This is a genomic window from Streptomyces sp. NPDC021093 (assembly GCF_044333135.1).
Classification (GTDB): domain Bacteria; phylum Actinomycetota; class Actinomycetes; order Streptomycetales; family Streptomycetaceae; genus Streptomyces.
This window is the reverse complement of the sequence record NZ_JBIRQJ010000011.1, coordinates 54,314-76,184: the sequence shown is the minus strand read 5'-3', so window position 1 is coordinate 76,184 and position 21,871 is coordinate 54,314. Positions and strand designations below refer to the sequence as shown.

Annotated in this window: 17 protein-coding genes; 3 read left to right on the top strand and 14 right to left on the bottom strand. The window is 70.5% G+C overall.

Annotated elements, in window-relative coordinates; translation table 11 throughout:
• Nucleotides 1-36 precede the first annotated feature (36 nt).
• From ACH4SP_RS31610 to ACH4SP_RS31575, 8 genes are all read right to left on the bottom strand, one after another.
• Nucleotides 37-1,809 (bottom strand): ABC transporter substrate-binding protein, encoded by a 1,773-nt coding sequence (locus tag ACH4SP_RS31610; RefSeq protein ID WP_398419905.1) that lies wholly within the window; start codon nucleotides 1,807-1,809, stop codon nucleotides 37-39.
• A gap of 44 nt (nucleotides 1,810-1,853) precedes the next feature.
• A complete protein-coding gene (locus ACH4SP_RS31605; protein ID WP_398419903.1) occupies nucleotides 1,854-2,810 on the bottom strand; it encodes an ABC transporter permease in 957 nt (318 codons plus the stop codon).
• 428 nt (nucleotides 2,811-3,238) lie between these two features.
• Entirely contained in the window at nucleotides 3,239-4,327 is a 1,089-nt protein-coding gene (locus tag ACH4SP_RS31600) for a S1 family peptidase (RefSeq protein ID WP_398419901.1), read from the bottom strand.
• Nucleotides 4,328-4,565: 238 nt separating this feature from the next.
• Nucleotides 4,566-5,621 (bottom strand): slipin family protein, encoded by a 1,056-nt coding sequence (locus tag ACH4SP_RS31595; RefSeq protein ID WP_398420289.1) that lies wholly within the window; start codon nucleotides 5,619-5,621, stop codon nucleotides 4,566-4,568.
• Between the two features lie 146 nt (nucleotides 5,622-5,767).
• Nucleotides 5,768-6,679 carry a S1 family peptidase gene (locus ACH4SP_RS31590; RefSeq protein WP_398419899.1) on the bottom strand — a complete coding sequence of 304 codons (912 nt, stop codon included), beginning with the start codon at nucleotides 6,677-6,679 and terminating at the stop codon, nucleotides 5,768-5,770.
• A gap of 275 nt (nucleotides 6,680-6,954) precedes the next feature.
• A complete protein-coding gene (locus tag ACH4SP_RS31585) occupies nucleotides 6,955-7,791 on the bottom strand; it encodes a DUF1684 domain-containing protein (protein ID WP_398419897.1) in 837 nt (278 codons plus the stop codon).
• 73 nt (nucleotides 7,792-7,864) lie between these two features.
• A complete protein-coding gene (locus tag ACH4SP_RS31580) occupies nucleotides 7,865-8,923 on the bottom strand; it encodes an LLM class flavin-dependent oxidoreductase (protein ID WP_398419893.1) in 1,059 nt (352 codons plus the stop codon).
• A gap of 720 nt (nucleotides 8,924-9,643) precedes the next feature.
• Nucleotides 9,644-10,834 (bottom strand): DUF5685 family protein, encoded by a 1,191-nt coding sequence (locus ACH4SP_RS31575; protein ID WP_398419891.1) that lies wholly within the window; start codon nucleotides 10,832-10,834, stop codon nucleotides 9,644-9,646.
• 303 nt (nucleotides 10,835-11,137) lie between these two features.
• Between ACH4SP_RS31575 and ACH4SP_RS31570 the strand changes: the two genes are divergently transcribed.
• A complete protein-coding gene (locus ACH4SP_RS31570; RefSeq protein ID WP_398419889.1) occupies nucleotides 11,138-11,578 on the top strand; it encodes a cell division protein SepF in 441 nt (146 codons plus the stop codon).
• Between the two features lie 31 nt (nucleotides 11,579-11,609).
• Here the strand turns inward: ACH4SP_RS31570 and ACH4SP_RS31565 are convergent, their stop codons facing one another.
• Together ACH4SP_RS31565 and ACH4SP_RS31560 are read right to left on the bottom strand one after the other, a co-directional pair.
• The gene (locus tag ACH4SP_RS31565) at nucleotides 11,610-12,803 is read right to left on the bottom strand and encodes an acyl-CoA dehydrogenase family protein (RefSeq protein WP_398419887.1); all 1,194 of its coding nucleotides are present in this window, start codon (nucleotides 12,801-12,803) and stop codon (nucleotides 11,610-11,612) included.
• A 99-nt stretch (nucleotides 12,804-12,902) separates the two neighbouring features.
• Nucleotides 12,903-14,600, bottom strand: a complete 1,698-nt coding sequence (locus tag ACH4SP_RS31560; RefSeq protein WP_398419885.1) for an MFS transporter — start codon at nucleotides 14,598-14,600, stop codon at nucleotides 12,903-12,905.
• A gap of 526 nt (nucleotides 14,601-15,126) precedes the next feature.
• On the opposite strand from ACH4SP_RS31560, the gene ACH4SP_RS31555 reads away from it, so the two are divergent.
• Entirely contained in the window at nucleotides 15,127-16,146 is a 1,020-nt protein-coding gene (locus ACH4SP_RS31555; RefSeq protein WP_398419883.1) for a phosphatase PAP2 family protein, read from the top strand.
• A gap of 145 nt (nucleotides 16,147-16,291) precedes the next feature.
• Here the strand turns inward: ACH4SP_RS31555 and ACH4SP_RS31550 are convergent, their stop codons facing one another.
• Nucleotides 16,292-16,507, bottom strand: coding sequence for an I78 family peptidase inhibitor (locus tag ACH4SP_RS31550; protein WP_398419881.1), 216 nt, complete (start codon nucleotides 16,505-16,507; stop codon nucleotides 16,292-16,294).
• A 398-nt stretch (nucleotides 16,508-16,905) separates the two neighbouring features.
• Here ACH4SP_RS31550 and ctaD point away from each other — a divergent pair, with 398 nt between their 5' ends.
• Nucleotides 16,906-18,663, top strand: a complete 1,758-nt coding sequence (gene ctaD / locus ACH4SP_RS31545; protein ID WP_398419879.1) for a cytochrome c oxidase subunit I — start codon at nucleotides 16,906-16,908, stop codon at nucleotides 18,661-18,663.
• On the opposite strand, the gene ACH4SP_RS31540 is transcribed toward ctaD, so the two are convergent.
• The 3 genes from ACH4SP_RS31540 to ACH4SP_RS31530 all read right to left on the bottom strand — a co-directional run bounded on the left by ACH4SP_RS31540 (nucleotide 18,611) and on the right by ACH4SP_RS31530 (nucleotide 21,851).
• Entirely contained in the window at nucleotides 18,611-19,582 is a 972-nt protein-coding gene (locus ACH4SP_RS31540) for a helix-turn-helix transcriptional regulator (protein ID WP_398419878.1), read from the bottom strand. The two genes, ctaD and ACH4SP_RS31540, sit on opposite strands and share 53 nt — an antisense overlap.
• Before the next feature lie 134 nt (nucleotides 19,583-19,716).
• Nucleotides 19,717-20,583: a transferase gene (locus ACH4SP_RS31535; RefSeq protein WP_398419876.1), complete on the bottom strand. Its 867-nt coding sequence runs from the start codon at nucleotides 20,581-20,583 to the stop codon at nucleotides 19,717-19,719.
• On the bottom strand, nucleotides 20,580-21,851 hold the full coding sequence (locus tag ACH4SP_RS31530; RefSeq protein ID WP_398419874.1) for a glycosyltransferase family 4 protein: 1,272 nt from the start codon (nucleotides 21,849-21,851) through the stop codon (nucleotides 20,580-20,582). Before ACH4SP_RS31530 ends, ACH4SP_RS31535 begins: the two co-directional genes overlap by 4 nt.
• Nucleotides 21,852-21,871: the final 20 nt, after the last annotated feature.

The window sequence follows — 21,871 nt, the reverse complement described above, 5'->3', positions numbered from 1 at the left end:
TCGCTTCTCCGGATGGCGCTTCGAAAGGGGCGGGGGTCACTTCTTCAGGAACAGCCAGGCCGGGGAGACCGTGCCGTAGATGGGGTGGATGGCCGCACCGCCGACGTCCTTGCCGTGCACCTGGGTGGTCGCGGAGTTGAGGAAGGGGACGACCGGGACGTCCTTCATGACGGTCTTCTCCAGGGCGACGAGCGCCTTGGTCTTCTCCTCGATGCCGGGGATGGTGCGGACCCGCTCGATCTCCTTGTCGACGGCCGGGTTGTTGTAGCGGCTGTAGTTCTCCAGGGCGTCGAGTTTCCCGTAGAAGTTCTCCGGGAGGAGCGTGGAGAGGGTCGGCCAGTTCACCGAGGTGGTCTGCAGCCACAGGTCGTACGGGGCGGGCCCGCGGAAGACCTGGTCGGTGAAGGCGGCGTCGCTCATCGGCTTGGTGACCAGCTTGATCCCGGCCTTGCCGAACGCCTCGACGAGGACCTGGGCGACGCGGTCGTTGACCGGGTTCGTCTCGTAGGCGTACGTCAGGGTGGTGACCTTCGTCTTCGCCTTGGCCAGGTGCTCCTTGGCCTTGGCGATGTCGCCCTGCGGGGCGACCGGGTAGAGGTCGTACTTCTCCCAGCCGGCGACGGCGGGCGAGGAGAGGGTGGTGGCGATCTCGCCGAGGCGGGGACCGCCCATCACCTGGCGGGCCTGCTCGCGGGGGAAGAGGTAGTGGATGGCCTTGCGGACCTCGGGGTCGGAGACCCGGCTGTTCTTGATGGCGAGCGATGCGGTGTACGCGCCCCGGCGGCCCTCGACGAGGAGCTCCTTCTTCTTCGGGTCGCGGTCGATGGCACTGAAGAGCTCGGGGGCGGTGCCGTCGCGGTCGGTGGAGGCGGTGCGGGCGCCCTCGCCGTTCCCGGAGAGGATCTCCTGCCCGGCGTTGACGGCCTTCTTGCCGAAGGTGAACTCGTAGCCGTCGACGTACTGGTGGCGGATCGGGTCGGTCTCCGGCTTCCAGTGCGGGTTGCGCTCCAGGGTCAGCGACTGGTTCTTCCTGTGCTCGACGATCTTGTACGGGCCGGAGGCGAAGGGCTTGATGTCGTACCCGGAACCGGTGTCCTTGTCCTCGCGGACCGGCGAGGACGAGGACTGGGTGGCCATGAAGGACACGTCGGCCTGCGGCTGCGGGAAGCGGAAGACGATCGTCTTGTCGTCCGGCGTCTCGATGGCCTTGAGGTCGCCGTCCTTGGGACCGCCGTAGACCTTGCGGGCCTCGGTGAGGTTGGTGGTGCCGGTGAGCCAGGTGGGCCAGTAGGAGGGTCCAGCCTCGAAGCCCGGGGCGAAGGTGCGCTGGATGCCGTACTTCACGTGCTTCGAGGTGATCGGCTTGCCGTCCTCCCAGACCACGCCGTCCTTCAGGGTGAAGGTCCAGGTCCTGCCGCCGTCCGAGGACTTCCCGATGTCGGTGGCGAGGTCGCCGACCAGCTTGGGCTTGCCGTCGACGACCTGGTACTGGGTGAGCTGACGGCCCCAGAGGAGCGAGGTGTTGTAGGTCTCGCCGCTGTAGATCTTCTGCGGGTCGAGGTGCGCGTAGTCGTTGGCGTTGAGGACCTTCAGGGTGCCGCCCTTGCGGGCACCGGGGACCTCGGGGGCGGGGCCCGCGCTCTCCTTCGCCGTGCCGATGATGGCGGCGAGCTTGGACTCGGTCTTCGCGGCCCCGTCGGTCTTCGCCTTCTGCCCCGCGCCCGCTCCGGCCGAGCAGGAGCAGACCAGCAGGGCGGCGACGGTGGCGGCGACCGGGACGGCTACGGCGCGGGAGCTGAATCTGGGCATGGCGGACTCCGGTGATTGCTGAGGGGCGTTGGGGTGAGGGTGGTTCAGCGGGCGGTACGGGGGTCGAGTGCGTCCCGCACCGCGTCGCCGAAGAGGTTGAAGGCGAGGACGAACACGAGGATCGCGAGGCCCGGGAAGACCATGTAGGTCGGATCGTCGTAGAAGACCTCGGCGCCGCGCGAGATCATCCGCCCCCAGTCGGGGACGGGTTCGCTGATGCCGACGCCGAGGAAGGACAGGGCGGCCTCGGCGGTGACGACGGCAGGCAGCGCGAGACTGATGTGCACGAGCACCGGGGCCCATACGTTGGGCAGCAGCTCGCGCAGCACGATGTGGCGCCTGCTCGCCCCCAGCGCCCGCGCCGACTCCACGAACTCCCGCTCCCGCAGGGACTTCACGGTGGTACGGAGCACCAGCGCGAGCGGCACCCAGCCGAACGCGGCGAAGACCAGGATGAGCACGGTGAACTGCATCCACACCGGCTCATTCTCGCCCGGGTCCACGAACCGGGTCTGGATCACCGGGCCGAGCGCGAGGAGCAGCAGGAGGGTCGGGAAGGCGAGGAGTACGTCGCAGACGAAGGTGAAGGCACGGTCGGCGAGCCCGCCGAGGTAGCCGACGGTCACGCCGAGCACGATGCCGAGGACGGCGATGACGAGGGTGGCGGACCCGGCGACGAGGAGCGATGTCCGCATCCCGTACAGGAGTTGGGCGAGGACGTCCCGCCCGAGCCCCGGCTCAAGACCGAACCAGAACTCGCCGGACATCCCCCCGTTGGGCAGCATCGGCAGTCCCTCAGCGCTGAGCAGTCCGGGGGTGTTCTGCCCGTAGTGCTCGGTGGGGTTCTTGCCGTACCAGGCGGTGAGCAGCGGCGCGAGGACGGCGAGCAGCACACAGACGGCGACCGCACCGAGGGCGACCATGCCGGTGCGGTCGCGCCGGAAGGCGCGGACTGCGGCGGCGAACGGACCGCGAGGCGGCGGCGTACGTGCTTCGGGCATGGGTGCCGTGCTCCTGAAGTGCTGTGACGGGCCCGTCCGTCGGGGTCTCCGCCGTGGGTCGGCAGCCATCACAACAAGCGGATTCCGGCCCGGCAAATCGGAAATGAGCGAGCTGCGCGTATTGCGAAGGGAGTGTTACGGGGGTGCTGCGGGCGGCCATGCGGCCGCAATGTTCCGGACCGCCTTTACGGTACGAATCAGGTCAAGACGCTCGGCGAGGAGGAGGGTCTGGCGGATCGGTGAGATCTCGGCCACACATTTCCGGCCCCTCCGGCCCTTCCGGCCCTTCCGGCCCTTCCGGCCCCTCCGGCGTTCGAGGAGCGGGGATCGGGGCGGCGCCCCGGCAGTGACCCCGGCGCCCCACCCGCACAGCGAGGAGCCCCGGCCTGCTGGTGGCAGGCCGGGGCTCGTCATTCACCCGCGGTACGTCAGCCGATCTCGGTCCCCGTCGCGGCCAGAGCGGCCGGTACCGGCTGGAAGAAGGTCTCCCCGCCGGCCGAGCAGTCACCGCTGCCGCCGGAGGTGAGGCCCAGCGCGGTGTCGCCCGCGAAGAGCGCGCCGCCGCTGTCACCGGGCTCGGCGCAGACCGTGGTCTGGATGAGCCCGTTGACGACCTGGCCGTTGCCGTAGTTCACGGTGGCGTCGAGGCCGGTGACCTCGCCGTCGTGGACCTGGGTGGTGGACCCGCTGCGGGTCACCTTCTGGCCGACGGTGGCGTCCCCGGCCTTGGTGATGGCCTGTGCGCTGCCGTTGTAGAGGTTGACCTCGCTGGGGTGCGGGGTGTCACCCGTGTACTTCACCAGACCGTAGTCGTTGCCCGGGAACTTCGAGTCGGCGGTGGTGCCGATCTCGGAGCCGCCCTGCTTGTCGGACCAGCTCTTGATGTCCGCGGTGCAGTGTCCGGCCGTCAGGAAGTACGGCTCGCCGCCCTTGGTCACGTTGAAGCCGAGCGAGCAGCGCGCGCTCGCACCGTAGATGGCGTCGCCGCCCGCGACGAGGGGCTTGAACTCCCCCTTCGAGTGCTTCAGCCGGACCTTGGAGCCGAGCTCCTCGACGGCCTTGTTCAGCTTGGCGAGGGCGGCGCCCTTCACCGTGCGGTCGGCCGTGACCACGATCTTGTTGCTGACCGGGTCGGTCGCCCAGGACGTACCCGGGATCGACGCCCTGCCCGCCAGCGCCGTACGCGCCGACTTCAGCTCGGCCAGGGTGTGCTGGACGATTCTGGCCTTGCCGCCGGCCGTGCGCACGGTCTCCGCCGCCGCCTCGTCCGTGACGTTGACGACGAGGGACTTCGCCTTCGCGTCGTAGTACGACCCGGCGACGTCCGTGCCGAGCTGCTTGGTGAGCGAGGAGGCGAGCTGGCCCGCGCTCGCCACGGAGAGGGACTTCAGCGTCGGCGCGGGGGCCACGCCTTCGCTCGCGTTTGCGGCCTGGAAGGTGATGCCCGTGGCGACCAGGGCGACGACGGCGGTTCCGACCGCTGCCGCGCGCCGCTTGGGTATGCGTCGGTGCTTCACAAGTGACCTCCTGTGGGGGGCCGGGCCCGGAAGTGTGGGGGTGGGCCCGGGTGGGGCCCCACTATTCCCAGGGCAACCGGGGGCACACAAGGTCGACTTCAGGACGCGCACACGACAACTACCGCACGCCCCCTTTCCCTTGACATGCCAGGGACATGCCAGACGTGTGCCCGATTTGCGACCGACCGGTCACAGTCGCGAACACCGCGTGCAACCGGTGACCGCCCCTGGGTGAGGTCTACTCCTGTCCGGTACTGGTCCTTCCGGTACCGGATTCCGACGCCTCCGGCGGCTCCGGCACCTCCGGGGGTTCCGGTGGCATCTCCGGCACCCCCGGCGGCATCCGTGTCGCCTCGCCGAAGTCGTACGGCGGGAGCGACAGTTCCTCGGTGGGTACGACGAATGCCTCCCCCTCCGACCACAGCTCCGGCTCCGGCTCCGGTTCGGGTCCGGGCTCCGGCCACAGCTCCGACGGCGCCTGCACCGGCACGGATGCGGCCGCCTGCGGTACGGGTGCCGCGGCCGTCTGCGGGGTCGGCGCCGCCCGTTCCAGGAACCGCAGCAGTTCCACCGGGAACGGCAGCACCAGCGTCGAGTTCTTCTCCGCCGCGACCGCCACCACCGTCTGCAGCAGCCGGAGCTGGAGCGCGGCCGGCTGGTCGGACATCACGCCCGCCGCCTCGGCGAGCTTCTTCGACGCCTGGAGTTCGGCGTCCGCGTTGATCACGCGGGCCCGCCGCTCGCGGTCGGCCTCCGCCTGCCGGGCCATCGACCGCTTCATGGTCTCGGGCAGCGACACGTCCTTGATCTCGACCCGGTCGATCTGCACGCCCCACCCGACGGCCGGGCTGTCGATCATCAACTCCAGCCCCTGGTTGAGCTGTTCGCGGTTGGACAGCAGGTCGTCGAGTTCGCTCTTGCCGATGATGGAGCGCAGCGAGGTCTGGGCCATCTGCGCGACCGCGAACCGGTAGTCCTCCACCCGTACCAGGGCGTCCGCCGCGTCGATCACCTTGAAGTAGATGACGGCGTCGACGCGCACCGTGACGTTGTCGCGCGTGATGCCGTCCTGGGCGGGCACCGGCATCGTGACGATCTGCATGTTCACCTTGGTGAGCCGGTCGAGGAAGGGCACCACCATCGTGAACCCCGGCCCGCGCACCGTGCTCTTGAGCCTTCCGAGGCGGAAGACCACCCCCCGCTCGTACTGCTTGACCACCCGGGCCGCCGCCATCAGATACACCGCTCCGGCACCCACGGCCGCGGCCCCCGCCGTCAACAACTCCTCGACCATCACGGCCCCCTGGAGTCCCACTGTCTCCGGACATGTCCTGAGAAGAAGGTAACCCCGCGGGGCACCAGTCGACAGGCCCCCGTCCGGACGAGTCCGGATCGGGGGCCTGCCTGCTGCTGGCTGCAGTTCGGTGGTGGTGCCGGAGATCAGAAGATCGTGACCCCGTACGCGCTGAGTGCCTCGGTGACGGGCTGGAAGAAGGTCGTGCCGCCCGACGAGCAGTTGCCGCTGCCGCCGGAGGTGAGGCCGATCGCCTTGGTACCGGAGTACAGCGGGCCGCCGCTGTCGCCGGGCTCGGCGCACACGTTGGTGCGGATCATGCCGTAGACGACGTCGCCGCCCCCGTAGTTGACGGTGGCGTTGAGCCCGGTGACCCGGCCGCTGTGGATGCCGGTGGTGGAGCCGCGCCGGGTCACGTTCATGTTGACGGTGGCGTCGGCGGCGCTGGTGATGTCGACGCTGCCGACGGTGCCCGGGTGGGCGACCGAGGCGTTGTCGTAGCGCAGGATGCCGTAGTCGTTGACCGGGAAGCTGGACCCGGTGGTCGGGCCGATCTTCGTCGTCTTGGCGGAGTTGGCGTACCAGGTGGGGTTGCCGTCGGTGCAGTGCCCGGCGGTCAGCGCGTAATAGGTGTCGCCCTTGCGGACGTTGAAGCCGAGCGAGCAGCGCCAGCTCGGCGCGTAGATGGCGTCGCCGCCCGACAGGAGCTTGGAGAACTTGCCCGGGGTGCGCTCGATGCGCAGGGCACGTGCGTTGTCGCCCGCCGCGTCCTTGATCCGCGCGATCTCGGCGCGGGAGACGGTGCTGTCGGCGGTGACGACAAGGGTGTTCGTCGCCTTGTCGACGTGCCAGGCGGTGCCCGCGACGTCCGCTGCGAGCACGGCGGCTCCGGCGGAGGCGAGCTGGGTGGCGCTCACTGCGGAGGTGTCGGCGGCCGGCTGGGCCTGGGCGTTGGGGATGGTGATCGCGGCAGCGGCGGCGAGTCCTGCCGCCACGGCCAGGAACCGGACGCGTCTCGCTGTGCCGCTTCTGTGTGTGGTGGTGCGCTCGTTCCTCACTTGTCGTTCCTCCCGAGGGGAATCGGGGGCCCGGTCCGATGTGGGGTCTTTCCCGGGGCCCGTGAGGCGCAGCCGGAAGCGTGCGGCGGTCCCGTGACGACTGGCTCGGCCGCAATGCCCCTGACAAGCGCTGTCTCGGGAGTATTCGGGCCCTCAACAGGACGCGCAAGAGCGCGTTTCAGCCGTGTACGGGCGTACGGAAGTACAGGAAGGGACACGGCGTGCGTCAGCCCCGGGGCCCTTGGGGCGCCCGGGGCTGAAGTTGCTCAACTCCCTTACTTCTCCTGCTTGTTGAGCTCTCCGGCCGGCACCGCGAAGGACAGGGCGTTGCCCGGCGGCGGGAAGGGGCAGATGAAGTGGTCGGCGAAGGCGCACGGGGGAAGCACGGCCCGGTTGAAGTCGACGGTCACCGCGCCGTCGACGGCGGGCGCGGCGGGCCGCAGGAAGCGGAACCGGTAGCTGTTCTTCCCGCTGCCCGCGTCGGCGAACACGGCCCACAGCGAGCCGTCGTCCTCGACCGCGACGTGCAGCGAGTGCTCGGACCCGTCGTGCGCGAAGACGATCTCTCCGGCCAGACCGAGGCCGCGCGAGCGCCCGTCCGCGTTCTCGACCTGGATGCTCCGGGCCTTCTCGTACGGTACGAAGCGGCCGGGCAGCGCCCAGGCGGGGTCGTAGGGTCCGGCCTCGATGCCCGCGAAGGCGCGCCGCGCGGCGGACTGCGGGTCGAAGTCCCGCACCGCCCACAGGCCCTCCCTGCTGAGGACGACGAGACGCCTCTCACCTGCGCCGACGCGCGACTCGGGGATCGGCCCGCGGTCGGCGCCGAGCCGGACCTCGCCGTCGAGCGGCTGTCCGTCGACCGTGATCCCGTCCGCCGCGGCAGCGGTCAGCACCACCTCCTTGCCGTCCTCCCGCCACTGTCCCGGCACGCCGTCGATGCGGCCGTCCGGGTGGTCGGCGAGCCAGTGGGTGCCACAGAGGGAGAGCGGTCCGTACGGCGAGGCGACCGTCTCGACACGGTGCTCGTGCCAGCGCCGCCAGTCCTGCTGCGCTTCCTGCTCCTGCTGCGCGTCCCTCTGGGGGGCCGCGCCGCTGTTTTCGCTGCTGCTCATGGGTTCAACCTTTCCACACGGCGCTTGCGAGCGCCCGGAGTCCGAGGGTGTGCGCGGCCCTGCCGCCTTGCGGTCACGACCGTCGTCCGGCGCCGCTGCGGGCGTACCGGCTGACGGGCCGGGCGAGCCCGAGGTGGTCGCGGAGGGTCGCACCGGCGTAGAAGTTCCGTTGCAGACAACGGTGTTGGAGCAGGGTCGCGGTCCCGTTGACCAGGCGTTCGAGGTCGCGCTCGGGCGAGAGGGGGGTGAGGTGGAACCCGTCCACGACGTCGGCGGCGTGCCACTGGGTGAGCACCTGCGCGAGCCCCACGGGCCCGCCGGTGTATCCGGCCGCCCCGTCCTGCCTCATCCGTACGGCATCCGTCTCCGCGAGCGGCGGCCCGTCGAGGTGCGGCTCTCCGGCGAGGTCGACGGTGAGGGCCGCGAGGATCCGCAGCGAGTCGGGGTCGCGCCCGGCGGTGGCGGCGCGTCGCCGCAGGTCGGCGCGCATGACTCCGGCCTCCCCCGGGGAGAAGGCGCGGACGATGACGACGTCCGCGTAGCGCGCGGCGACGGCGAGCCCGTCGGGCCCGCACACGCTCACGTCGACAACGGTGACGGGCCACCCCTGCGGGGGCCTGGGCACGCTCGCAGACCCCTTGACGGAGAGGAACTCCCCCGCGAAGTCGACATGGTGCACCTTGTCCGGGTCGACGAAGCGACCGGTCGACGAATCCCCCGGGCCGGTGTCCTCCTCCCAGCTGTCCCACAACCGGGTCGACACATCGACCACTTCACCGGCTTCCCGCCACAGCGCGTCGGCGGACGGGGCCGGCTCGCGCCCGAAGAGAGCGGCCCCGCTCTCCGAGGCCGACACGGCGACCGACCAGCCGGCCCGCCCCCGGCTCACCCGGTCCAGGGTCGCCACGGCCGCCTGCACATGAAACGGCTCGGCCCGTGTCACGGTCACGGTGGGCACGAGCCCGATCCACGAGGTCTCGGCCGCCGCCCGCGCCAGCAGCCCGACGGGGTCGCTCCGACGCCCGCCGCCACCCTCTTCACCGCCCGCCACGGTCACGAAGTCCAGCACCCCCTGCTCGGCGAGCCGCACCAGCCCACCGACGGAGGCACCACCTCCCACCTCGGCCCCCATGCACAACGGCCGACTCCCCACCGAACCCATGACCACTCCCCTCCAGAACGGATCCCACCCGGAACAACCCCGATCCCCACGGTGAACCGGTGGGGCGGGGCCCGGCAGGGTGGAGCGGTAGCGAGCACATGCCGGAGCGGGAGGGTGCGCTCCGCGTGAGGGCCGCCCCCTTGCCCACCCGTCCCGCCCCCGGGGGGCGGCCCCGCTGCCCAAGGCGGCTAGGGCGGTAAGGGGCAGGCTTTTAGGGGCGCGGGGAACTGCGCGATCAGCCACGACGGACCTGCACGTGCACACGCACATTGAAAGAAGAGAACAACCCAAGGCAGACATGCAGAGGCTCCGTGGACACAGTGATCACACACGGGAATCGCCCTCACCGGACACAGCCGGCCGCACGCCACACACACCGGACCGAGCCCCTCAGCCCGGTCCTGGCCCGAGACTAAGGCCGCCGCTCAGCCCTCTGTCAAGCATGTCCACATTCTGAACAGGTCGTCTCAGAACCACCCACACGCCTGTTGACGCATCATCAAAACACCTGTTCCATAAGCGCCATGCACCCACAGCAGTGGCTGGTCACGCGCCCCCACATCGACTTCGGTCGCGTGTGGTCCGCGTCCTGTTGAGCCAAGACTCCACCACCACTGCCCCTTGCCCCCACCGGGCCCAGCCGTGCGCCCACACACTCACGTCCCCGCTGCACGCCCCCTCTTCCAGGCGTCAGCAACTACAGTCGCAGCACCCACAGCAGTCGCAGCAATCGCATCCGTCGCAGCAGCTGCTGCAATCACAGTCGCAGTTGTCGCACCAACCGTCCCGCTTCTGCCTGGACCACGGTCCCTCGTACTCGTTCGCACAGCACACCTGGCAGGTGCAGAACAGTCCGATGGCCACCATGCACCCCGCCAGCAGCCCTCGCGGGGGCTTCGGCGGAGGCGGCGGAGGCGGAGTGGGCCCTCCGGGCGCACCCGGCGCCTGCGGACCGCCCGGGATTGCGTACGGATTGCCCGGCACCGGAGTGTTCCCGTGCACCCCCGTCCCGCCGTGCCCGCACGCAGTGGTCCCGAACGCCCGGTTCACCGCCTCCTCCAGCTCGTGCGCCAGCAGTACGTGCACCAGCTTGGCGTCCACGAACTCCGCGTCCCGGAGCGCGAGCCGCACCCCCCGCACCGCGTCGTCGCACAACCGCCGCGCCTCGACCAGCGACGTCCCGGTCGCGGTCAGCGGATTCCACGCGCCCGACGCCTCGTCGGCGGCCCGGTCCTCGACCGCGTCCAGCAGATGCGCGAGCCGCCCGAAGAGCCGGCCCGCCTCGGCGAGCGGCGCCGCGTTGCCCGGCCGTCCGGCCAGTACCGCGGTGTGCGCGAAGGCGGCGGCCGTGGCCGTCTCGGTCGGTTCGGTGACGAAGAGCAGCGGGGTGCCGATGCCCGCGACGGCCTCGATGCCGCCCTGCCGGTCCACCGCGTCGACGAGGACCGACGTGTCGAAGCCGAGCGAAGCCCCGGTCCTCGCCCCGGCCCGGTCCCAGCTCCGCGCGACCCGGCGGGCGGCGACCGCGACGGGGCGACGCCCCAACAGCCCGTCCCGGTCGGCGACGTGGTCCCGTACCTTCGCCGAGGCCAGCACCAGTGAGACCGCGGCGGCCAGCCTCGCACCCTCGCCCTGTGCGACCGGAGCAGTGCGCATCGCCCGCAGCGGGCAGGGCCCGGCCGTGCGCCGCCAGTCCGTCGACCGTACGGACTGAGCCTCCGTCAGAACCGAGACGATCAGCCCGTCGTAGTTGGTGACGATCCGTGAGAACTGGCCGTGGTCACTGCGAAGTGCCAGGCAGAGTCCACAGAGATGGGCCATCCACTCGGTCTTGAGACCCTCGCTGAGCCGATGCGTGCAGGGCCTGACGATGCCGAACAATGTGTGCCCCCGTGATGCGGTGGGCCGTGCGCTCGCGCCACCTACTGAACAGTCCGTCAGGCATCGTACAGACGGCGTATGTTCACCCGTCCGACCCCCTGCTCACCCATCTGGCCCGATGGTGCGATTTACACTCTCCCGGCGGCCCCCGCAACGACAGAGCCCAGGGAAATCACCACAACTTCTGCACCAGTACCGTCACGAAAACCCTGCGCGCCGACTATCCACTTGGCGCGCAATCCGCATGATGGACGACCATAGGGGGAGCGGAACACAAGCAGACCGCGGTGAAAGGAGGCGTTCATGGGATCGGTGCGCAAGGCGAGTGCCTGGCTCGGGCTCGTCGAGGACAGCGACGACGACCGCTACTACGACGACGAGTACGCCGAGGGGAACAACGAGACACCCGAGCCCTGGGTCACGGACCCCCGGGTCCGTGTCGTCTCCGAGGCCGCCGAGGACAAGGGCCGCCGGATCGCCACCGTCACTCCGGACGGCTTCCGGGACGCGCGCGGCATCGGCGAACTGTTCCGGGACGGCATCCCGGTGATCGTGAACCTGACGAGCATGGAGCCGGGCGACGCCAAGCGCGTCGTGGACTTCGCGGCCGGCCTGACCTTCGGTCTGCGCGGCTCCATCGAGCGCGTGGCCACCCGGGTCTTCCTGCTGACCCCCGCCGACACGAGCATCGTGAGCGGCGAGGCCGCCGGCCGTCAGACCGGCGGCTTCTTCAACCAGAGCTGAGCAGGGCGCTCACCGGCGCCCCGTCCCGGGCCTACCGGAACGCGTCGAGTCCGGTGAGCGCCTTGCCCAGCACCAGTTGGTGCATTTCCACGGTGCCTTCGTACGTCAGCACCGATTCCAGGTTGGTGGCGTGCCGCATCACGGGGTACTCCAGCGAGATTCCGTTGGCGCCCAGGATCGTGCGGCTGGTGCGGCAGATCTCGATCGCCTCCCGCACATTGTTGAGCTTGCCGAAGCTGACCTGTTCCGGGCGCAGCCTCCCGGCGTCCATGCGCAGGCCCAGGTGGTGGGCGAGCAGGATGCCCTTGTGGAGTTCGACGGCCATGTCGGCGAGCTTGGCCTGGGTGAGCTGGAATCCGCCGATGGGCCTGCCGAACTGCTCGCGCGTCTTCGCGTACTCGACCGCCGACTCGAAGCTGGCGCGTGCCGCTCCCATCGAGCCCCACACGATTCCGTACCGTGCGTGACTCAGGCAGCTCAGCGGTCCCTTGAGTCCCGTCACTTCCGGGAGTACGGCGTCGGCGGGCAGCCGGACCTCGTCGAGGACCAGCTCACTGGTGACGCTGGCGCGCAGCGACCACTTGTGGTGGATCTCCGGCGCGGAGAAGCCGGGGGCGTCGGTGGGGACGACGAAGCCGCGGATGCCCTCGTCGGTCTGCGCCCAGACGACGGCGACACCGGCGACCGAGCCGTTGGTGATCCACATCTTGCGGCCGGTGAGCACCCAGTCGGTGCCGTCCCTCTTCGCGTACGTACGCATACCGGCCGGGTCCGAGCCGTGGTCGGGCTCGGTGAGGCCGAAGCAGCCGATGGTCTCGCCGGAGGCCATGCCGGGGAGCCACCGCTGCTTCTGCTCCTCCGAGCCGAAGCGCCAGATCGCGTACATGGCCAGCGAGCCCTGTACGGAGACGAGCGAGCGGATGCCGGAGTCGGCGGCCTCCAGCTCCAGACAGGCCAGGCCGTACTGGACCGCGGTGGCGCCCGCACAGCCGTAGCCGGTCAGGGACATGCCGAGTGCGCCGATGGAGCCCAGTTCGCGGGCGAGGTCGCGGATGCCGGGCAGCTCTCCGCGCTCGTACCAGTCGGCGATGTGCGGCAGGACGCGGTCGGCGGCCCAGCTGCGGACCGTGTCGCGGATCGCGAGGTCCTCCGGGCCGAGCAGGTCGTCGATGCCGAGCGGGTCGGCGGCGTCGAACGGCGGAAGCTTGGGGGGATGTGCGGACATGCTGGCCCTCCGGCGGCTCTCGGCTGCAGTTGTTCACCACTGCATTAACTAGCAGTGATAGTTAATGCCTCCGGGTGACGGTACGGGGCCGGGACCGGGTCAGTCCAGGCCCGCCGTCGCCTCGGCGGGCTCGCGTCGCGCGGGCGGAAGCTTCTTGGACTCCTGGGGCTGGGCCGGCAGCTCGGCGTCCGGGTCCGCCGCCGGGTCCACGGCCGGATCCGGTTGCGGGCCCGACGCCGCCTGGTCCATGCCGCGCGGCAGCCTCAGCGCGGCGACCGCACCGATGAGCAGCAGTCCCGCGCTGGTCAGCAGGGTCACGTGCAGGCCGTGCACGAAGGCGACGCGGGCGGCGGAACGCAGTGCGGCCCCGGCCGCACCACCGATCTCCTTGGCGACCTCGTACGCCTCGCCGAGCGAGTTCGACGCGAACTTGCTGGAGGCGGCCGAGACGCCCTCGACGTGCTGGAGGCCGGGTCCGTACGCGGCGTTCATGACGCTGCCGAGCAGGGCGATGCCCATGCCGGCGCCCAGCTGGTAGGAGGTCTCGCCGATGGCCGCCGCGCCGCCCGCCGAGTCGGCCGGGGCCTCGCTGAGCATCGACTCGTACGAACCGAACAGCGTCGCCTGGATGCCGAAGCCGAGCAGCACGAACCCGCCCGCCATCAGCCAGGGCCGGTCCTCCTGGCCCATCATCGTCAGCAGCGTGACGGAGCCCGCGGTGAGCGTGAAGCCGGACACCACCATGGCCCGGGGGCCGACCTTGTGGAGCGCCCACCCCCCGATCGCGCCCGCCGCCATCGCGGCGAAGGTCAGCGGCAGCAGCCGCAGACCGGTCTCCAGCGGGCTCAGTCCGAGCACCAGCTGGAGGTACTGGACGGCGATCAGCTCCAGGCCGACCAGGGCCAGCATGCCGAGCACGAGGCAGCCGACGGAGGTGGTGAAGGTGACCCGGCCGAACAGCTTCATGTCGATCAGGGGGTGCTCGCGGCGTCTCTGTCTGCGTACGAAGAGGACCAGCAGCACCGCGCCGACCAGCAGCGGGGCCAGGGTCATGACGTCGAGCACCGGGTCGCCGCTGCCCGCGCGCTTCACTCCGTAGACGACGCCGAGCACGCCCGCGGAGGCCATCAGCGCGCCGACCACGTCCCACGGGCCCTGGCCGCTGCCGCGCGATTCGGGCAGCAGCAGACGGCCGATCGGGAGGAGCACGATCATCAGCGGGATGTTGATCAGGAAGACCGAGCCCCACCAGAAGTGCTCGACCAGGAAGCCGCCGAGCACCGGTCCCCCGGCCGCGCCGATTCCGGACACCGCGGCCCAGATGCCGATCGCCATCGCCCGCTCGCGGCGGTCGGGGAAGACCTGGCGCAGGATCGACAGCGTCGCGGGCATGATCATCGCGCCGCCGACGCCGAGCAGGGCACGGGCCGCGATGAGCAGCTGCGGGGTCTCCGACAGCGCGGCCAGCGCGGAGGCGAAACCGAACAGTCCGTAACCGAGCAGCAGGATGCGACGGCGGCCGACGCGGTCGCCCAGCGTGCCGAAGAGGATCAGCAGCGACGCACAGACGAGGGGATAGGAGTCGACGATCCACAGCAGCTCCACGGAGCCGGGGCGCAGGTCCTCGGTGACCGAGGGGACCGCGATGTGCAGGATCGTCGAGTCGAGCGCGACGAGGATCAGACTCACGCAGAGGACCACGAGCACGACCCAGCGGTTGGCTCCGCGACCTGACAGGAGCCGTCGCCAAGGACCTCCCGCAGTCAGCTCGGCGCCGGCCGTGGTTGTCCCTGCCATGTACGTAACCTCCCAGTGATTCCCTCGCGCTCGGTGGGCCGCCGGGGACGTCCGTGCCTTATACGTCCTGGTGGGCCCGGCATCGACGGGCGAGTGAGCCGTCAGCGTACGCGAGTTCACCCCCGGGGTGCGTGGCCCATCTCTCACGGAAATGCCGGAGTCGGTGTGGCGTACACCACGCGGTACCCGCACCCGTGCCCGCGTGAACATCCGTTCCGGCATCCGCTCCGGCGTGCCAAGCAACACCACGCACCGCGCGGCGCGGTCGGTTCCCGGCCCGGCGCGGGCCGGGCCGGTACCGGCCGACGGCGGAACGGAGAATTTCTCCCGATGCCTCTGTCACGGGAATTCAGAAGATTTCAAGAGGCTTGCGGGAGTGGGCAAGAATGAATAGGGCACAAGGTCCCCACCATTTCCGGAACAGCCGGGAATAAACCTAACGGTGAGACACACCCCACATCACATGGTCATCACAAAGAGGCAGGACCGGTCAGGCCTGTGACGCACCCGCTGTAATGTCGATTGGGTGCGTATCGACCGAATCTTTGCCCGGCTGGACCGGGAACCGGAGCTGCCGAAGATAGAGATCCCCGGCATGAGCCGGACCCGCAAGGTTCTCTTCGGCTCGACGGTGGCGTTCTACATCGCCATCGTCTGGGCCGTGCTGGTCACTTCCTGGCTCGTCCTGCTCGACTGGAAGGTGATGCTCTTCCGGCCGTACGAACAGTGGCCCGAACTGCATGCCTTCCTCGACTACTTCGTGGTGCTCGGCCAGCGCGGCCCGACCGCGGTGATGGTCGCGGCGTGGCTGGGCTGGCGCTCCTGGCGTCAGCACACGCTGCGCCCGCTGCTCACCCTGGCCACGGCGCTGCTGCTGCTCAACCTGACGGTGGGCGCGGTGAAGATCGGTCTGGGCCGCCTCGGACCGCACTACGCGACCGAGATCGGGTCCGCCGAGATGTTCGCCGGCGGCGATATATTCCCCTCGGGCCACACCGCCAACGCGGTCGTGACCTGGGGCATCCTCGCGTATCTGGCGACCACCCCGCGGGCCAGGCGCTGGCTGTCGGTGATGTCCGCGGTCGTCGCTCTCGGTGTCGGCGCCACCACGGTCTACCTGGGCACGCACTGGCTGAGCGACGTACTGCTCGGCTGGGCCGCCGGACTGCTGATCCTGCTGGCGCTGCCCTGGTTCGAGCCGCTGATCGCACGGGCGGAGGCCTTCGTCTTCGCGGTGCGCGAGCGGTGGCGGGCGCGCGGTGCGCTCGCTCCGGCCCTTCCCGGGGCCACCGATCCGGCGGTGCCGGCCGGTGTCCCGGCGGCGATTCCCTCGATACGTCCGGACCCGGCGCCCGTCCGCGAGCCGGTGGGCGCGGGCAGCAGCCGGTACGGGGCCACCCGGCCCGCTCATCTCCCCGCTCCCGCACACCTCCAGGCGCGGCCGCACGGGGTCCGCTCGGAGCGCGCACCGGTCACCCCGGCGGGCAGCAGGCGGCCCCCGCAGACGCGCGGGGGCGGGTCGCACACACCGCACCCGGCGCGCTGAGGCCCTCCCGCCGCTGCCCCTGACAGGACAAAGCGGGATACGCACAGCGAAGGCCCCGGGCCGCTCACCAGGAGCGGCCCGGGGCCTTCGTCGTTCCCGTCCCGGCCGGGAACGGGCCGGTCCGCGCCGAGGTCCCGTGCGGGACTCAGCCGATCCAGCAGCGGGTCACGGTGTCGTCCTCGACCTCGAAGTTGAGCCGGCCCTGGAGGAACTCCATGGTGATGATCGCGCCCGGCGGGAGCGTTCTGACGGTGCTCCAGCCGTGCTCCCCGGCGGTCCGCTCGGCCGCTGCCGCGGCAAGGCCCACATAGCGCTCGGGGTGGTCGTCGGGCTGGGCAGGGGGTGTGGGTAGAGGTGCCATGGGGCCCACCGTAGGCGCCAGATACCTTCCCGGTCACGCTTGTGTCACAAGATCACGACAAGAGTTTGCTTACGTCGCTTTCACTCGATAGGGCAGTCTCGTTGTTCATAAATGCCCATTTCCCACTGGGTATTTGATGCATTCACCAGCTCCACCCCTTTCCTTTCCGGCGGCTCCGAACCCGGTAAGATCCGCATTCTGGAGCGGTGCCGTGGAAAGAAATCGGCCACTGGCACAGGGGAATCCGGAATTCTTGATTCCACATCAACTCGGCACTCCCGTCAGCCCTGTAGCACATGTCGCACGCACATCCGATCACGTACGCCCCCTGTCGGATCGGGGGTTCTCGCGCGCATCATGAGGCGGTTGGCCCGGTCCGCAGCATGCGAGGGGGCACGATGGGCACGGAGACCGTCGAGACGGCTGGTGCGCCGGCGGCGCGGGTACAGCGACCCGGCCGGGTGGTCGTGGACTGGCTGACCACTACGGACCACAAGAAGATCGGCCATCTCTATCTGATCACGGCGTTCGGCTTCTTCCTGGTCGCCGGGCTGATGGCCCTCATGATGCGGGCGGAGCTGGCCCGTCCAGGGCTCCAGCTGATGACCAACAACGAGTTCAACCAGGCGTTCACCCTGCACGGCACGATCATGCTGCTGCTGTTCGCGACGCCGACCTTCGCCGGGTTCGCCAACGAGATCATGCCGCTGCAGATCGGTTCGCCGGACGTGGCGTTCCCCCGGCTGAACATGCTCTCGTACTGGCTGTTCCTCTTCGGCGGGCTGATCGTCCTCGGCTCGCTGATCGTGCCGGGCGGCCCGGCGAACTTCGGCTGGTTCGCCTACGCACCGCTCAACAGCATGGTCCGCTCCCCCGGCATCGGCGCCGATCTCTGGATCATGGGCCTCGCCCTGTCCGGCTTCGGCACGATCCTCGGTGCGGTGAACTTCCTGACGACCATCATCGGGATGCGCGCCCCCGGCATGACCATGTTCCGGATGCCCATCTTCACCTGGAACGTACTCTTTACGTCGATTCTGGTGCTGGTCGCGTTCCCGGTGCTCGCGGCGGCGCTGCTGGTGCTTGAGGCGGACCGGCGGTTCGGGTCGATGGTCTTCGAGGCCCAGTTCGGAGGCGCGCTGCTCTGGCAGCACCTCTTCTGGTTCTTCGGGCATCCGGAGGTCTACATCATCGCGCTGCCGTTCTTCGGCATCGTCAGCGAGATCATCCCGGTCTTCTCCCGGAAGCCGATCTTCGGTTACGTGATGCTGGTCGGCGCGACGATGGCCATCACCGGTCTGTCGCTGGTGGTGTGGGCGCACCACATGTTCGCGACGGGCGCGGTGCTGCTGCCCTTCTTCTCGTTCATGTCGTTCCTGATCGCGGTGCCGACCGGGGTGAAGTTCTTCAACTGGACGGGCACGATGCTCAAGGGCTCGCTGTCCTTCGAGACGCCGATGCTGTGGTCGGTGGGGTTCCTGGTGAGCTTCCTGTTCGGCGGTCTCACCGGGGTGATCCTGGCGTCTCCGCCGCTGGACTTCCACGTCACCGACTCGTACTTCGTGGTGGCGCACTTCCACTATGTGGTGTTCGGGACGGTGGTCTTCGCGACGTTCGCCGGGTTCTTCTTCTGGTGGCCGAAGTTCACCGGCAAGATGCTCGACGAGCGGCTCGGCAAGATCCAGTTCTGGACGCTGTTCGTGGGCTTCCACACCACGTTCCTGGTGCAGCACTGGCTGGGCGCGGAGGGCATGCCGCGCCGGTACGCGGACTACCTGGCGGCCGACGGCTTCACCGCGCTCAACACGATCTCCTCGATGGGGGCGTTCCTGCTCGGTCTCTCCACGCTGCCGTTCTTCTACAACGTCTGGAAGACCGCGAAGTACGGCAAGAAGGTCGACCTGGACGACCCGTGGGGGTACGGGCGTTCCCTGGAGTGGGCGACCTCCTGCCCGCCGCCGCGGCACAACTTCGTCACGCTGCCCAAGATCCGCTCGGAGTCCCCCGCGTTCGACCTGCACCACCCCGAGATCGTGGCCGTCGAGCAAGCGGCGGAGGCAGGCGCGTACGCGGAGGCGGGTGCGTACGCGGAAGCGGAGGCGGCTAAGGGCGGCTCCGCTCCACCGCCCGCCCCAGAAGGTCACGAGCCGCACTGATCCGCTCCGTCAGCTCCACCGGCTCGACCACCTCGAACTCCAGCCCCATCAGCAGCACATGGATCACCAGCACGTCCATGCTCAGTGCCCCCGTGCGCAGCAGACAGCTCTGTGCGCCCTCCGCCTCCAGCACACCGTCGCTGGGGCCGACGGTCTCCCGCGCCACCTCAAGAGGTACGAGCAGGCGCAGCACGGCAGTTGCCCGGTACGCCGCCGTGGAGACGCCCTGCGAGACGTACGCGGCGAGGTCGTCGGCCGGGGCGTCGCGCGGTGCGAAGCGCGGTCCGTGCGGCGGCTTCGGGGTGATCCGGTCGGCCCGGAACGTACGCCAGTCGGATCGCTCGACGTCCCAGCCGACCAGGTACCAGCGGCGCTCGGTGCACACCAGGCGGTGCGGCTCCACGGTGCGGTGGGTGGCGTTGCCCGCGTGGTCGCGGTACTCGAAGCGCAGGCGCTCGGAGTCCCGGCAGGCGCCCGCGAGTTCGGTGAGGACGGCGGGGTCCACGGGGTCGGCGCGGCCGCTGTGCAGCATCGGCACGGTGAACGCGGTCAGGGCCCCGACACGGCGGCGCAGCCGGTCGGGGAGCACCTGCTCCAGCTTGGTGAGGGCACGCACCGAGGTCTCCCCGATGCCCTCGATGCCCTGCCCCGCCGCCGTGCGCAGGCCGACGGCGACGGCCACCGCCTCGTCGTCGTCGAGGAGCAGTGGCGGCAGCCGGGCGCCGACGCCCAGCTGGTAGCCGCCGCCGGTGCCGGGGCTGGCGTGGACGGGGTAGCCGAGTTCACGGAGCCGGTCGACGTCGCGCCGCACGGTGCGCGGGGTGACGCCGAGCCGGTCCGCGAGGTCGGGGCCCGTCCATTCGCGGTGGGCCTGGAGCAGCGAGAGCAGACGCAGCAGCCTGGCCGAGGTCTCCAACATGGAACGGAGTCTGCCAGGCGTTGCGGACAGCTTCGGTCCGCGGTGCGCCGCCCTCCTGAGGCGGCCTCGGGGTGCTGAGCCTCACCTCAAGAGGTGCTGATGCCTCAGGGGGTGATGCCTCAGGTGCTGATGCCTCAGGGGGTGCTGATCTGCACGGCGAGGTCGTTGTCGAGCGTGTAGTACGGGAAGGCGACGGTCTTGCCGGTGTCGCCGACGGGCAGCACCGGGTACTTGAGGACGGTCTGCTTCTCCGCGATGTCGTCGAGGAGCCTGGCCAGCCGTATCGGCGGGGTGTCGTCGGCCACGGTCAGCCACAGGTCCCAGACCCAGGTGGCACCGTCGCGGCCCTCACTGAGGGAGGCGTACGGCAGGGTGAACGCGAAGCCGTGCGCGCCGCCGTCGCTCCCGGAGGCCGTCACGGGCTCCCGGTGGACCCTGTCCCGGTCGCCGCGCAGCCGGGCCTCGACGACCGTGTCCCGGCCCGCCTCGACCCCGTACAGCCGCCCCTCGACGGTCATCGTGGCGCCGTCGGGGGCGAACGCGATGTCGCCGGCCTCGGCGTGCGGGGAGCGGCGCCAGCTGCGGACGGCGAGACGGCCGTCGGGCGTCGCGTACGGGATGCGGACGGCGACGGCCTCGGTACGCGGGTCCGGTGTGCGGTCGACCAGGGCGCGCAGGTCGCGCAGCCCCGGCCGGACGGTGAGGTCGGCCCCGCCGCCGTACACATGGGCCTCCCAGCGGCCCTCGGGGAGGTCGACGGTGCTGGGCAGCACGGCCCGCAGCCGGCCGTGCGCGACCGGCGTGAGCGGCAGCCGTACGTCGCCGCTCCCCGACCCGCCGGTGCGCCGCAGCACCAGCGCCGCGTCGGGCGCCGCGGCGGCCGCCACGTCGAAGGTGACCCCGCCCGCGGAGTCCGCGGTGCAGTCGGCGCGCGGATCCGCCGGGGTACCGGCCCCGTCGGCCTGGGCCGTCGAGGGCCGGGAGGAGGGAGAGCTGGTCATGCGGTACGCCCTTTCCGGAGCGTGGCGAGGACCTTGCGGCGCAGGGTGAAGGCTTCGTCGATGAGGACACCCGGCGCGCGGTGAAGGTTGTCCCGCAGCGGACTGCGGGTGCGGTCGTTGGTGCCGCGGGCGACGAGGTCGGCGTAGAGCGCCGCGTGCCGTTCGGCGATCTGTCCGGGGTCGAAGCGGGCGGAGTTCTCCAGCGCGGCCCTGCCCATCCGCTTGCGCAGCTCCTCGTCCGCCATGAGGGCGAGGAGGGCGCGCGCGACGGCGTCGGCGTCGCCCATGGGGACGAGGCGGCCGTCGACCCCGTCGCGGATGATCTCGCGGGGGCCGTGCGGGCAGTCGGTGGAGACCACCGGGAGGCCGCAGCGCATGGCCTCGACGATGGTCATGCCGAACGCTTCGAGGTCGGAGGTGACGGCGGCGATCGAGCCCTTGGGCCACTCCGCCTCAAGAGGGTCGGCGATGCCCATCAGGAAGACGTGGTTGTGCAGGCCCAGCTCGTGGACGAGTGCGCGCAGCGCCGGGGCGCTGACGCCGTCCCCGTAGATGCGCAGCTTCCAGTCGGGGCGGGCGGCGACGACCTGGGCGAAGGCCCGTACCAGCAGGTCGTAGCGCTTGCCCGGGGTGAGCCGTCCGGCGGCGATCACCCACTTGCTGTCGCCGTCGGCGGGCGGCAGGGAGGCCGCCGGGATGCTGTTGGCCATGGCCTCGATGCGGACGCCCGGCAGCTTCAGCCTGGTGCGGTACGACCGGGCGTCGGCCTCGGTGACGGTGGTGACCGCGTCCAGGAGCGCGTACCGGTAGCGCAGCTCGCGGCGCAGCCGGAAGCGGTGGCTGTCGAGGGTGAGGTGCTCCTGGCCGATCCGTACGGTGTCGCGCCGGGCCTGCCGGGCGATGTGCACGTTGAGGCCCGGCCGGGTGCCGACGACGACGTCGGTCTTCAGGCCCTGGAGGTGGGCGCCGATGCGCTGGTCGGTGAGCCGGCTGTACTGGTAGTGGCGGCTGTCGCCGGCCGGGAAGACACGGGCCGGGCGGGCGTGGTCGGGCAGGTCGCCGTCGTAGTCGGGGCTCTTCTTGCGCAGGTCGACGAGGTGTCCGATGCGCACTCCGGCGGGGGCGCTCATGGAGGGTTCGTCGCGGTGCCGGAACACCGATGTGATCTCCACGTCGTGGTGCTCGGCCAGGGTCTGGGCGAGGTTGAACGTGGTGCGGATCGTGCCCCCGACGGCATAGGCGTTGTGGAGCAGAAAAGAGATGTGCATGCGCCGGTACGTCCCCCTGG

What these genes read in the sequence shown, in the direction of transcription:
- ACH4SP_RS31610 (WP_398419905.1), bottom strand. Translation starts at nt 1,809, where the DNA reads ATGCCCAGATTCAGCTCCCGCGCCGTAGCCGTCCCGGTCGCCGCCACC.
- ACH4SP_RS31605 (WP_398419903.1), bottom strand. Translation starts at nt 2,810, where the DNA reads ATGCCCGAAGCACGTACGCCGCCGCCTCGCGGTCCGTTCGCCGCCGCA.
- ACH4SP_RS31595 (WP_398420289.1), bottom strand. Translation starts at nt 5,621, where the DNA reads ATGGTCGAGGAGTTGTTGACGGCGGGGGCCGCGGCCGTGGGTGCCGGA.
- ACH4SP_RS31585 (WP_398419897.1), bottom strand. Translation starts at nt 7,791, where the DNA reads ATGAGCAGCAGCGAAAACAGCGGCGCGGCCCCCCAGAGGGACGCGCAG.
- ACH4SP_RS31580 (WP_398419893.1), bottom strand. Translation starts at nt 8,923, where the DNA reads ATGGGGGCCGAGGTGGGAGGTGGTGCCTCCGTCGGTGGGCTGGTGCGG.
- ACH4SP_RS31570 (WP_398419889.1), top strand. Translation starts at nt 11,138, where the DNA reads ATGGGATCGGTGCGCAAGGCGAGTGCCTGGCTCGGGCTCGTCGAGGAC.
- ACH4SP_RS31565 (WP_398419887.1), bottom strand. Translation starts at nt 12,803, where the DNA reads ATGTCCGCACATCCCCCCAAGCTTCCGCCGTTCGACGCCGCCGACCCG.
- ACH4SP_RS31560 (WP_398419885.1), bottom strand. Translation starts at nt 14,600, where the DNA reads ATGGCAGGGACAACCACGGCCGGCGCCGAGCTGACTGCGGGAGGTCCT.
- ACH4SP_RS31550 (WP_398419881.1), bottom strand. Translation starts at nt 16,507, where the DNA reads ATGGCACCTCTACCCACACCCCCTGCCCAGCCCGACGACCACCCCGAG.
- ctaD (WP_398419879.1), top strand. Translation starts at nt 16,906, where the DNA reads ATGGGCACGGAGACCGTCGAGACGGCTGGTGCGCCGGCGGCGCGGGTA.
- ACH4SP_RS31540 (WP_398419878.1), bottom strand. Translation starts at nt 19,582, where the DNA reads ATGTTGGAGACCTCGGCCAGGCTGCTGCGTCTGCTCTCGCTGCTCCAG.
- ACH4SP_RS31535 (WP_398419876.1), bottom strand. Translation starts at nt 20,583, where the DNA reads ATGACCAGCTCTCCCTCCTCCCGGCCCTCGACGGCCCAGGCCGACGGG.
- ACH4SP_RS31530 (WP_398419874.1), bottom strand. Translation starts at nt 21,851, where the DNA reads ATGCACATCTCTTTTCTGCTCCACAACGCCTATGCCGTCGGGGGCACG.